This is a genomic window from Nocardia cerradoensis NBRC 101014 (genome assembly GCF_000308535.1).
Taxonomy (GTDB): domain Bacteria; phylum Actinomycetota; class Actinomycetes; order Mycobacteriales; family Mycobacteriaceae; genus Nocardia; species Nocardia cerradoensis.
In genome coordinates, this window is the sequence record NZ_BAFW01000068.1 from 1 (window position 1) to 11,588 (window position 11,588).

Genomic DNA, 11,588 nt, shown 5'->3' on the forward strand with positions numbered 1-11,588 from the left:
GTGCATCGCGAGGTCGCGGACGCGTTCGTGTCCGCGCTGTGTGAACAGGCGCAGCGATGGAATCTCGATCCGCAACCGCTGGTGGACGAGCGGCTGCGCACACAGGTGCACGCCCAGGTGCGCGACGCGATCTCGGCCGGTGCGAAAGCGCTGGTGGGCGGGCGGATTCCGGAGGGCCCCGGCACGACGTATCCGGCCACGGTGCTCACCGACTGCCGGCCCGGGATGCGCGTCATCCGCGAGGAGACCTTCGGGCCGATCGCCCCGGTCCAGGTGGTCTCGGATTTCGCGACCGGACTCGATGCCGCGTGCCGCGACGACTACGGGCTGGCGGCGACGGTACTCACCGGCTCGATGGACCATATGCAGCAGGCGTGGCGCACACTCCCGGTGGGCACGGTCAAGATCAACTCCGTCTTCGGCGGCGCGCCCGGCGGGGCGGCCCAGCCGCGCGGCACATCGGGTACCGGATTCGGTTACGGCCCCGAACTTCTCGACGAGATGACCACCACCAAGGTGGTGCACATGGAACCCGCGCCACCGCGGCGCTGATCGTTTCCCCGCACCCGCGGGGTCAGGATCCGACCTCGTCGAGCACCTCGCGCAAGCGGTTCAAGGTGCCCCGCCATCCCCGCTCCATCGCATTGCGGGCCATCTTCTGCCGCCGATCGCCGATATCGAAACCGGTCTGGGTCAACAACACTCGTGTCCCACGCCCCTGCGCCTCGAGCATCCAGTCGACCACCCACCGGGCCGGGAACTTCGCCCGCAGGTCGATCCACGTATACGTCAGTTGTTCACCCGTGCGGGCCGCCACCACCTCACATGCGATCTCCGCGCTCGGTTCGGTCGGAACGGCGAAGATGAAATGCGTGCCCACCACGGGTTCGAGCCCGATCGACCGCATCAGCCAGCGTTCGACCAGATCCGGTTCGGTCAACGCCCGCCACAGCAGCGCCGGCGGATGCGGGAAGAATCCGCCGATCTCCACCGCGGCAGGATCCAATTCCGATTCGTAGGTCACCGGCACACCCCCGGCCCGCTTACATCCATGCCGACGAGCATTCCACGTCGGTGGGCGGCGGAGGCGGAACCGGCCGGTCGGCGATGTCGGTCGCCGGTCGGATATCGCGGTGGCCGAGGCGAATCCGGCCTCCGCGGTCAGCTGGACGGCCGGACGGTGACCGTCAGATTCTTCATGATCGGCTGATCGCTCTGCGTGCTGTAGTCACCGATCGCGCACAGCACGTTCAGTTCGGGCATGTACCCCGCCGCGCAGCCGGGCGGGATGTCGTAGGGGACGACCTTGTAGTTGCGGACCATCCGGGTACTGCCGTCGCGCGCGATACTGGTGATGTCGACCTCGTCGAACAACGCGAGTCCGCGTTCGCGCATATCGTCGGCGTTCATGAAGATCAGGGTGCGGAGATTGCGCACCCCGCGGTAGCGGTCGTTGTCGGAGTAGATGGTGGTGTTCCACTGATCGTGCGACCGCATGGTCGCCAGGGTGAGGGTGCCGGGTGCGCGGTCGAGGTCGGGCAGCGCGGCGGCCGAGAATTCCGCGCGTCCGGTCGGAGTCCGGAACACCAATTCCCGTGCCGGCTGGCGGATCCGGAACCCGAGCGGCAACCGGACGCGTCGATTGAAATCCTCGAATCCGTCGAGCACCTCGGCCATGGTGTCCCGAATCCGGTCGTAGTCCTCGACATAGAACTCCCACGGTGTGGCGCTGTGGGGCAATGCGGCGCGGGCGATGCCGGCGATGATCGCGGGCTCCGACCGCAGATGCGGAGAGGCCGGCTTCTTCATCCCCTTCGACAGGTGCACCATGCTCATCGAATCCTCCACCGAGGTCTCCTGCAGCCCGCCGCGTTGTTCGTCGCGTTCGGTGCGGCCCAGGCACGGCAGGATCAGCGCGCGAGCTCCGTGCACCAGATGGCTGCGATTGAGCTTCGTGCTGACCTGCACCGTCAGGTCGCAGCGCCGCAAGCCGGCGAACGTGTAGGCGGTGTCGGGGGCCGCCAGCGCGAAATTTCCGCCCATTCCGACGAAGACGCGCACCCGGCCCGCATTCATCGCGTCGATGGTCGCGACCGTATCCAGACCGTGTCGGCGCGGGGGATCGATGCGGCACACCCGCGCGAGCCGGTCGAGGAACTCCGCGGTGGGCCGGTGGTCGATACCGCAGGTGCGGTTGCCCTGCACATTGCTGTGACCGCGCACCGGCGAGGGGCCGGCGCCCTCGCGGCCCAGATTGCCGCGCAGCAGAAGCAGATTCACGATTTCGCGGACAGTGTCGACGCCGTGTTCGTGCTGGGTGACTCCCAGGCACCAGCTGACGATGCTGCGATCGGCGTCGGTGTATATGCGCGCGGCGGCGCGAATATCGCCCACCGCCACACCGGATTGCCGTTCGATATCGCTCCACGAGGTGCTCTCGCACACGGCGCGATAGTCGTCGAATCCCGCGGTGTAGCGTTGAATGAATTCCGCGTCGACCGCCTTCGGATTCGAATGAGATTCCTCCAGAACGGCTTTCGCGATACCACGGATCAGCGCCATATCGCCACCGATACGCGGCTGCAGATTCAGTGAACTCGTCGGCGTGGCGCGGAAGGTCGCCATCTGCGCGAAATCGTGGGGAATGATCGCGCGCCGCGCGGCGGCTTCGACCAGAGGATTGACATGCACGATGCGCGCGCCTCGTTTATGTGCCTCGACCAGTGAGGTCAGCATGCGGGGGGCGTTGGACGCGGCATTGACCCCGAGGATGAACAACGCGTCGGTGGTTTCCCAATCCGCGAGATCCACGGTGCCCTTCCCGGTGCCCAATGCGGCCTGCAGGGCACGCCCGCTCGCCTCGTGACACATGTTCGAGCAGTCCGGCAGATTGTTGGTGCCCAGCTCTCGTGCCATCAGCTGATACAGAAAGGTCGCCTCGTTGCCGAGGCGCCCCGAGGTGTAGAAGGCGGCGGCATTCGGGTCGGTCTCGCGCAGTGTCCGGCCGACCAGCTCGAAGGCGTCGGGCCAGCTGATGGGCACGTACCGGTCGGTGTCCGGGTCGTAGGTCATCGGCTCGGTCAGCCGGCCCTGGTCCTCGAGCTCGAATTCGCTCCACTCCGACAATTCACTCACGGTGTGCGCGGCGAAGAATTCACGGCCGACCCGCTTGTGCGTCATTTCCCACGCGACGTGCTTGATCCCGTTCTCGCAGATGTCCAGATGCAGACCCTTCATATCGTCGGGCCAGGCGCAGCCGGGACAGTCGAATCCGCCGTTCTCGTGATTCATCTTCAGAATCGCGCGCGGGCCGTCGATGCCCTCCCGTTCCCGGGCGAGAAATCGCGTGACGCTCTTCGCGGCGCCCCACCCCGCCGCGGGATGGTCGTACGGATGGAATTCGGGTTCTGGAGACCGGCGCGCACTCGCATTGTCGACCACGATTCATCCCTTCGACGATTCCGCAATCCGGACGGTGAAAGAAATGTGAAGCTTCGGCACCTACGTCAGGAATTCTGCCGCCGCGAGTCCCCGGTGTCCAAGACGAACTTCCGACTCGGCGATAGGCCGCGGTTATCACCGCGGCCCTGGCCCCCGATGAGCCCGGAACCGCGCGAATGAGCAGGTTGACGGGGTGCGCGCGCGTCGGGCACGGTGGTCCACCGCCCGGTATGACGTGTCGCGACCGGGCAGCCGTCACACACCCGCGACCGAGACTCGGAGGTACCGGTGCGCACCTGCCGGTTGCGGATACGCCCGGCGCTTCGCCGGTTCGCCGCGGAAGTCGACCACGTGCCGGCGGCCCGCGTTTTCGCCGGGCTGGCGATTCCCGGCGCGTTGCTGGTCGCGGCCGGGCGCTGGGATCTGCTCGTCTACGCGGTATTCGGTTCCTTCACCGGCATGTACGGCTTCGCCGAATCGGCGCGGCAACGTGCGGCGCACCAGGTGCAGGCGGCGGCGCTGCTGATCACCGGCGTCGGCGCGGGGCTCGCGTGCGCCCACGCCCACGCACCGCAATGGGTTCTCGTACCCGCGGTGGCCACCTTCGCCGCGGTTGTCTCGCCGATCACCGACCGCGCCGGTCTGCGGCCGGAAGGGCCGTTCTTCGCACTGTTCGCCTTCGGCGCGGTCGCGACGGTTGCCGGGACCCACACCGATCCGCTTGTGGCACTGTCGATTTGCGTGGCCACTGCCGCGCTGTGCGTCGCGGTCGGATATCTCGACGCGGTCCGGCGACCGGGCGTCGCGGCCGTACCGGTGGTCCGCACGGGGATCGATGCGTTCCGGCACGCCGCTCGGTACGCCGTGGCGATTTCGGTTGCCGGTGGGATCGGTCTGCTCCTCGGCTTCGGTCACGCGAACTGGGCGATGGCGGGTGCCGCGGTGCCCTTGGCGGCCGACAGCGCCCGCGGCGGAGTCCGGCGTGGCGCGCACCGCGTGGTGGGTACCTTCGCCGGTCTCGCGATCACCGCGCCGTTGCTGCTGCCGCATCTGCCTCCGGCGCTGCCCGCGGTGGCGATCATCGCGCTGCTCTATCCGACCGAACTGTTCATGGCCCGCCACTATGCGCTGGCACTGGGGTTCTTCACACCGTTGATCATGTCGATGACCGAGTTGGCCGCCCCGGGCGATCCGGCCGCACTGCTGCGCGATCGCGCCGTCGACACGCTCGTCGGCGTGGGCGTCGGAGTGGCGGTGGTCGTGCTGCTCCGCAATCCGGCACCCCGGTCGGCAGCCGGCCTTGCCTCGCCGGCTCCCGCGGCCGTGGTCGAATGATTCATGCTGTTTCGCCAGCTCGAATACTTCGTCGCACTCGCTCGGGAGCGTCACTTCGCCCGTGCCGCGCGGGTCTGCTACGTCTCCCAGCCCGCGCTGTCGGAAGCGATCCGAAAGCTCGAACGCGAACTGGGCGTGCCGCTGGTCCGGCGGGGGCGTACGTTCGAGGGTCTGACGCCCGAAGGGGAGCGGCTGGTGCTCTGGGCACGCCGGATCCTCGCCGACCGCGACGCGCTCGAACAGGAGGTCTCGGCGCTGCAGACCGGTCTCACCGGGGAACTTCGCCTCGGCGTGATTCCGGCCGCGTCGAGCACCGTCTGCCTGCTGACCGACCCGTTCTGCACCGAACACCCGCTCGTGCGGGTCCGGCTGGAAACCAGCCTGCGCTCACAGGAAATCGTGGACCGCGTGCGCAGCTTCGAGCTCGACGCCGGCATCGGCTACCCCGACGGCGTCGATTGCGCCGGGCTCACCGTGACACCGCTCTACGAAGAGCGGCACGTCCTCGTCGCCGGTACCGAACTGCTGGCGGGACGTTCGGACGCCATCGGCTGGGCGGATGCGGTGGAGATGCCGATGTGCTTGTTGCACAAGGGAATGCGCGGACGCACCTTGATCGACGAGGCTCTGGTCGCGCGCGGGCTCACCGTCAACCCGCAACTGGAAAGCGACTCCGTGGCCGCCCTGCTGGCACACGCGAATACCGGCCGTTGGGCATGTGTCGTGCCCGAGCCGTGGTTGCGGACACTGCACCCGGCGCCCGGAGTGCGCGTCCTCGCGCTGCTCGATCCGTGCGTCACCGCCCGGATCGCCGTGATAACCCCCGCCGCCGAACCCGGCTCGGTACTGACCCGCGCGGTGCTCGACACCGTCCGTCGGACGCCCATCGACGACACGCTCCGTCGCGCATCGGCTTTCGCGGCGCGGTGATGGGCGCGGCGTTACCGTAGCGACCGTGAAGGTACAGCCGGGTCTGTCGGCGGAATTCAGGGTCGAGGTCGGTGCCGCCGATACCGCGGTCGCCGTCGGTAGCGGTGACGTGGCGGTCCTCGCCACGCCGCGGGTGGTGGCGCTGGCCGAGCACGCGACCGTGCTGGCGTTGCGGGGCAGGTTGTCATCGGCGCAGACATCGGTGGGGATCGAGGTTTCGGTGCGGCACAGGCGGCCGAGCCCGCCGGGAACGGTGCTGACCGTCGCGGCACGGCTGGCCGAGGTCGACGGTCCGCGGCTGGCGTTCCGTGTCGTCGTGCACGACGGCGATCTGCTCGTGGCCGACGGCACCATCCGGCGCACGATCGTCGACCGCGCCTCGTTCCTCGCCCGCGCCGGCGAGCGCTGACTCGCGGTATCTGCCACCGGATCGCCTATGCCAACTAGAACATGTTGCCCACACTGAATGGTGACAACGGGTCGATACCGCCGTCGGCGGGGGTGGCGTGTTACCCCCATCGACCGGCAATTTCGGCACTTCTCTCGCTTCCTGACCGATGAGTCACTAGTCTGAATATGAAACGTGTTCTAGTGTTGTGGCGAAGTTCCAGCGCCGGAAGACCAGAGGAGTCACCCCGCCATGCATACCGAGATCTGCGAACGACTGGGCATCGATGTCCCCATCTTCGCTTTCACCCATTGCCGCGACGTGGCCGCCGCGGTGAGCAACGCCGGCGGGCTCGGCGTCCTGGGTGCGGTCGGTTTCACCGCCGAGGAGCTGGAGGTCGAACTGGCCTGGCTCGATGAACATGTGCACGGCGTGTACGGCGTCGACCTCGTCATCCCGTCCAAGTACGAGGGCAAGGGCATCGACGGCCTGAGCCCCGCGCAGCTGGAAGCCGAACTGGCCAAACTGGTTCCGCAGGGCCACCGCGATTTCGCCGAGAAGATCCTCGCCGACCACGGCGTCCCGAAACTGCCCGAGGACGAACATCACGAGCAGCTGCTGGGCTGGACCGCCACCACGGCCGGTCCGCAGGTCGACGTCATCCTGAAGCACCCCAAGGCGAAGCTGGTCGCCAACGCGCTCGGCACCCCGCCCGACGACATCATCAAGAAGGTGCAGGATTCCGGTCGTCTGATCGGCGCGTTGTGCGGTTCGGTGAAGCATGCGCTCAATCACAAGCGCGCCGGCCTGGATTTCGTGGTCTGCCAGGGCACCGAGGGCGGCGGTCACTGCGGTGAGATCTCCTCGCTGGTGCTGTGGCCGCAGGTGATCGACGCGGTGGGCGACCTGCCGGTGCTCGCCGCCGGTGGTATCGGCAACGGCCGCCAGATCGCCGCCGCCATGTCGATGGGGGCTGCGGGCGCGTGGACCGGCTCGATCTGGCTGACCGTCGAGGAGGCCAATGTGCCGCCCGCGCAGATGCAGACCTACATCGACGCGACCAGCCACGACACCGTGCGGTCGCGGGCGTGGACGGGTAAGCCGGCCCGCATGCTGCGCAACGACTGGACCGAGGCGTGGGAGCGTCCGGACACCCCGGATCCGCTGGGGATGCCGCTGCAGATGATGGTCGCCCTCGACGGCGTCAAGCGCGGCCACCGCTATCCCGAGGCGGCCAAGGACGTCAACTTCAACCCGGTCGGCCAGGTCGTCGGCATGATGAACAAGGTCGAGCGGACCTCCGACGTCATGCAGCGTCTGATGGAGGAGTACCTCGAGGCCTGCGAGCGGCTGAACAAGCTCAACAGCTGACAACGCCTGTCCGGCAGGGCCGCCGCGCCCTGCCGGACAGTTCTGTCCAGGTATCGAAGCGGATACGGAAGCGGCTGGTGCACTTGCGGTTTGCCGGTGCCGGTTGACACTCTGTATTCGCGATGAGAAGTACATATGGTGAACGGCCCGAATGCGGCCGGCAAGTTGATCAGTACCCCACCGTCCGGATGTTTGCTCGGATTGCGCTCGAAGGCACCGGATTCCGGTCTCGGGCAGTCCGCGGTCCCCGGTGCGCGCCCGACGACACGATCGGGGCGCGGCGGTGAAGATATCCTCTCCCGGCATGCGCCGGTTGGTCGCGATCGTGGCGCCCGTCCTCCTCGCCGTCGTGCTCGCGGTGGTGTACAGCTTCATCGACGAAGGGGGCAAGAAGAACGATCCGAAACCCGATTCCGCTGCCGCCGCGACGTTTTCCGGTAAGGAAGTCGACGCGCTGCTGGGGAAACTGGTGGTCGCACCGGAAGCGCCGATGACCGGGTACAGCCGCGAACAATTCCCGCACTGGGATCAGAACACTCCCGAACACGGATTCGGCGACAAATACGCCCAGTACGCGAAATGCACCACCCGCGATGTGATGATGCTGCGCGACGCCACCGGATCGGTGACCCTCGATGCCGCGACCTGCAAACTGAGTCTCGGCAAGGACGGCGGCTGGCGCGACCGCTACGGGGTCCTCGACGCCAAGACCGGAAAACTCAAGCCCTACAAATGGATCACCGATCCCGCCGGAGTCGACGCCGAACATATCGTCCCGCTGGCCGAGGCCTGGCGTTCCGGCGCGCAATCCGTCGACACCGATACGCGCCGCAATATTGCCAACGACGCGATCAATCTGGTCGCCTCCGACCCGTCGGCCAACCGGTCCAAGGGTGATCAGGATGCGGCGAATTATCTGCCGCCCGGCGTGTTCCGCTGCGAGTACGTTCAGCGTTACATTCGCATCAAGGTAAAATACGGTTTGACCATCGACACGGCGGAACAGACCGCATTGCGCACCGCGGTCGACGACTGCCTCCACCGAGGAGAGTTCACATAGGCGACATCATCGAAATCACCGGTAAGGCCGCCGTCATGACCGACGAGGAAGGGACGGTGTCCGGCGAACTCGATGTCACCGTCGACGAGCAGGGCAGGGGACTGGTTCGCTATCGGGATACCGAAACCTGGTATCACATCGGCAATCTCGATGGCGAACCCGCCCGCACCTGGACCGACGTCGCCGAACTCGTCAGCGCGATCGACGCCGGTCGCGGCAACCGCGACGCCGCGGGCAATGTGATCCCGTTCGAGGCCTGAGCGCGCCCGGCGCGAGGTATTCGACCGCCCGCGATGCTCAGCGCAGCGATTCCGCGCGCTCCTTGACCGCCGCGGTCATGCCGCCGAAGCCGGACTGCAGTGCCTTGCCGAGCGCCAGCGTCACGACCGGCCGCAGCAGGCCACCCAGTTCGAAATGCGACCGGTACCGGGTGCGGCCGTTGTCGAGGGGCGTCACGGTGTGCGAGCGCAGGCTGTGCAGGATGCCCAGTGGCACCGGCTTCATGCTGTAGCTGAATTCGGTTCCGGGCGTGTGGGTCCGGATGTATTCGACCTGCTTGCGCGGCTTCGGTGAACCCAGCCGCACGTGCATCTCGATCGGGTCGCCGGGTTCGAGCGTGCTGCGGCATTCGGCGACGAACGGATTCCATTCACCGTAGCTGCCCAGGTCGGTCAGCACCTTCCACACCACCTCGGCGGGTGCGTCGATCTCTACGGTGTCATCGATCACGAAAGCCATGGCGGCAAGAATACTGAAACTTGTTCCATCAGCGATACCGCGGGCCCGCTCATCGGCCGGCGCCCGGTTCGGGCAGCGTGAGCGACTGGGTGATCAGCAACCGCGCGGCGCGCGAGACGCGGGCGGTGTCGCCGGTGACGAACCGATCCTGCAGTAAACCGCGCACACCCGAAACGAGCAGAGTGGCGGTCGATTCCGGATCGGCGACGGTGGGTTCGAAGCTCCTCAGCACATCGGTGAGGGCGGTGACCAGGACGTGCACGGCGTCCTCGCCGTAGGAACGGAACGGACTTCCGGGCACCGCCGCCACGCCCATCACCTGCAACAGCACACGCGTGCTCGACACCCACTCCGTCGTGATGTTGACGCTGAACGATTCGATGAGCCGCCGCCGCAGGGCCGGGAGGTCGGGAACGTCGGCGAACATGCCCGCGATGTCGGGGCGCTGGGTCTCGAGTGCCGCGATCAGCATCTGCTCCTTGGTGCCGAAATAGTGGATCAACATGCGCGAGCTGGTTCCGAGGTAGTCCGCCAGCGGGCGCAGCGACAGTTCGGTCAATCCGTATTCGCCGATGTAGGCGATCACCCCGGCGAGTAGTTCCGCGCGCCGGGCCTGGTCGAGTGGTCGAGGCACGTGTTGACTGTAGCGGTTGCTACAGGTATCCATATCCGCATGAGTGTAACGACTGCTACACAAACGTCGCGGAATGTCGTCGTCACCGCCATGGCGGCCACCACCTGCCTCGGTCCCGACCTCGACAGCACCTGGTCGGCGCTGCTGGCGGGCAGGAGCGGGATCGGGCCGCTCACCGACGAGTTCGTGACCCGTTACGACCTGCCCGTGCGGATCGGCGGCCGGCTGACCGAACATCCCGGCGCACATCTGACCCGTATCGAACAGCGCCGGCACTCCTATGTGCAGCAGCTTGCGCTGGTGCTGGGCCGCCACGTCTGGTCACAGGCGGGGACGCCGGAGATCGACGCCGAACGCCTCGCGGTCGCGATCGGCACCGGACTCGGCGGCGGTGACGCCTTCCTCACCGCGGTCGACGCGATGCGCGAGGGCGGGTATCGCAAGGTGCCGCCGCTGACGGTTCCGATGGTGATGCCGAACGGGCCTGCCGCCCGGGTCGGACTCGAATTCGGCGCGAAGGCAGGTGTTTACGCACCGACCTCGGCATGTTCCTCGGGCGCCGAGGCGATCGCGCACGCGTGGCGGATGATCCGCACGGGGGAGGCCGACGTGGTGATCGCCGGTGGCGTGGAGGGGTATATCGAAGCCATCCCGATCGCCAGCTTCGCCATGATGCGGGCGATGAGCACCCGCAACGACGAACCCGGCCTGGCCTCACGGCCTTTCGACCGCGATCGCGACGGGTTCGTCTTCGGCGAGGCGGGTGCGCTGCTGGTTCTGGAATCGGAGGAGTTCGCCCGGGCCCGGGGCGCCACCGTGCACGGCCGGATTCTCGGCGCGGGAATCACTTCCGACGGCTACCACATCACCGGCACGGACCCCGACGGCGCGGGCGCGGCCCGGGCGATGCGCAAGGCCATCGCCGCCGCGGATCTGACCGCCGCCGATATCGATCACATCGACGCGCACGCCACCTCGACCCCGATCGGTGACGCCTCGGAGGCCAATGCCATTGCGGCCGTGGCGAAGCACGCCTCGGTGTACGCGCCGAAATCCGCGCTCGGCCATTCCATCGGTGCGGTGGGCGCGCTCGAGGCCATCCTCACCCTGTGCACACTGCGCGACCAGACCGTGCCTCCCACACTGAATTTCGACAATCCGGACCCGGGTGTCGACCTCGACATCGTGCACGGGATCGCACGTCCACAGCGAATCTCACAGGCGCTGAGCAATTCCTTCGGCTTCGGAGGACACAACGTCACACTCGCATTCGGCCGGGCCTGAGGTCTTCTTCCCCCGCTGTCTCCGGAGATGTGGAACAGCCTCTGTTCACGCTTGTCCACCGGTTGCTGTGGATGACACGCCGCCTGTGGAAAAACATCCCGGAACTGCGGTAACGACAGGACATTTCACCCATACGGCGGCGGAAAACTCTGACCGGCAGTGTCTTCGAGCGCTTGCGTCCCTCGTCCGGCACCCGAGTGCGCGGCCGGCGAGCTCGCTGTACACGCCTGCCCGCTCGCAACGATGGGCGTCAGTGGAGCGCGAGCAGCCCGGTTCCCGGCCGGCGGTTCAGCGGCACCCCAGGCGTGGTGATCCGTTGGACCGCCGGCTGCCGTTGTGTGATCTACGTCCGCACCGCGCAGCGCCGGGCCACACGCGGTGCATCTGTGCACACACTGCCGTTTCAG

The 11,588-nt window shown here is 67.3% G+C and carries 12 protein-coding genes; 8 read left to right on the top strand and 4 right to left on the bottom strand.

The window, feature by feature from the left end; translation table 11 throughout:
- On the top strand, nucleotides 1-552 hold a 552-nt coding region (locus ON23_RS08445), incomplete at its 5' end, for an aldehyde dehydrogenase family protein (RefSeq protein WP_039777324.1).
- 22 nt (nucleotides 553-574) lie between these two features.
- Here the strand turns inward: ON23_RS08445 and ON23_RS08450 are convergent.
- The gene (locus ON23_RS08450; RefSeq protein ID WP_039777372.1) at nucleotides 575-1,024 is read right to left on the bottom strand and encodes an SRPBCC family protein; all 450 of its coding nucleotides are present in this window, start codon (nucleotides 1,022-1,024) and stop codon (nucleotides 575-577) included.
- Nucleotides 1,025-1,161: 137 nt separating this feature from the next.
- Complete coding sequence (locus ON23_RS08455; RefSeq protein WP_039777325.1) at nucleotides 1,162-3,441, bottom strand: FdhF/YdeP family oxidoreductase; 2,280 nt, start codon at nucleotides 3,439-3,441, stop codon at nucleotides 1,162-1,164.
- A 288-nt stretch (nucleotides 3,442-3,729) separates the two neighbouring features.
- Between ON23_RS08455 and ON23_RS08460 the strand changes: the two genes are divergently transcribed.
- From ON23_RS08460 to ON23_RS08485, 6 genes are all read left to right on the top strand, one after another.
- Nucleotides 3,730-4,776, top strand: coding sequence for an FUSC family protein (locus ON23_RS08460; RefSeq protein ID WP_083903776.1), 1,047 nt, complete (start codon nucleotides 3,730-3,732; stop codon nucleotides 4,774-4,776).
- A 3-nt stretch (nucleotides 4,777-4,779) separates the two neighbouring features.
- The gene (locus ON23_RS08465) at nucleotides 4,780-5,706 is read left to right on the top strand and encodes a LysR family transcriptional regulator (protein ID WP_039777326.1); all 927 of its coding nucleotides are present in this window, start codon (nucleotides 4,780-4,782) and stop codon (nucleotides 5,704-5,706) included.
- A gap of 25 nt (nucleotides 5,707-5,731) precedes the next feature.
- A complete protein-coding gene (locus ON23_RS08470) occupies nucleotides 5,732-6,115 on the top strand; it encodes a thioesterase family protein (RefSeq protein ID WP_039777327.1) in 384 nt (127 codons plus the stop codon).
- Nucleotides 6,116-6,346: 231 nt separating this feature from the next.
- Nucleotides 6,347-7,465 carry an NAD(P)H-dependent flavin oxidoreductase gene (locus ON23_RS08475; RefSeq protein WP_039777328.1) on the top strand — a complete coding sequence of 373 codons (1,119 nt, stop codon included), beginning with the start codon at nucleotides 6,347-6,349 and terminating at the stop codon, nucleotides 7,463-7,465.
- A gap of 304 nt (nucleotides 7,466-7,769) precedes the next feature.
- Complete coding sequence (locus tag ON23_RS08480) at nucleotides 7,770-8,525, top strand: HNH endonuclease family protein (protein ID WP_039777329.1); 756 nt, start codon at nucleotides 7,770-7,772, stop codon at nucleotides 8,523-8,525.
- Between the two features lie 35 nt (nucleotides 8,526-8,560).
- On the top strand, nucleotides 8,561-8,785 hold the full coding sequence (locus ON23_RS08485; protein ID WP_083903777.1) for a hypothetical protein: 225 nt from the start codon (nucleotides 8,561-8,563) through the stop codon (nucleotides 8,783-8,785).
- 37 nt (nucleotides 8,786-8,822) lie between these two features.
- Here the strand turns inward: ON23_RS08485 and ON23_RS08490 are convergent, their stop codons facing one another.
- Nucleotides 8,823-9,263: an SRPBCC domain-containing protein gene (locus tag ON23_RS08490; protein WP_039777331.1), complete on the bottom strand. Its 441-nt coding sequence runs from the start codon at nucleotides 9,261-9,263 to the stop codon at nucleotides 8,823-8,825.
- Between the two features lie 49 nt (nucleotides 9,264-9,312).
- Entirely contained in the window at nucleotides 9,313-9,897 is a 585-nt protein-coding gene (locus tag ON23_RS08495; protein WP_039777374.1) for a TetR/AcrR family transcriptional regulator, read from the bottom strand.
- A gap of 39 nt (nucleotides 9,898-9,936) precedes the next feature.
- On the opposite strand from ON23_RS08495, the gene ON23_RS08500 reads away from it, so the two are divergent.
- Nucleotides 9,937-11,181, top strand: coding sequence for a KasA/KasB family beta-ketoacyl-ACP synthase (locus ON23_RS08500; protein ID WP_039777332.1), 1,245 nt, complete (start codon nucleotides 9,937-9,939; stop codon nucleotides 11,179-11,181).
- Nucleotides 11,182-11,588: the final 407 nt, after the last annotated feature.

Excerpts from the sequence above, each read along its gene's own strand:
- ON23_RS08480 (WP_039777329.1), top strand. The coding sequence starts at position 7,770 with ATGCGCCGGTTGGTCGCGATCGTGGCGCCCGTCCTCCTCGCCGTCGTG.
- ON23_RS08475 (WP_039777328.1), top strand. The coding sequence starts at position 6,347 with ATGCATACCGAGATCTGCGAACGACTGGGCATCGATGTCCCCATCTTC.
- ON23_RS08485 (WP_083903777.1), top strand. The coding sequence starts at position 8,561 with ATGACCGACGAGGAAGGGACGGTGTCCGGCGAACTCGATGTCACCGTC.
- ON23_RS08490 (WP_039777331.1), bottom strand. The coding sequence starts at position 9,263 with ATGGCTTTCGTGATCGATGACACCGTAGAGATCGACGCACCCGCCGAG.
- ON23_RS08500 (WP_039777332.1), top strand. The coding sequence starts at position 9,937 with ATGAGTGTAACGACTGCTACACAAACGTCGCGGAATGTCGTCGTCACC.
- ON23_RS08465 (WP_039777326.1), top strand. The coding sequence starts at position 4,780 with ATGCTGTTTCGCCAGCTCGAATACTTCGTCGCACTCGCTCGGGAGCGT.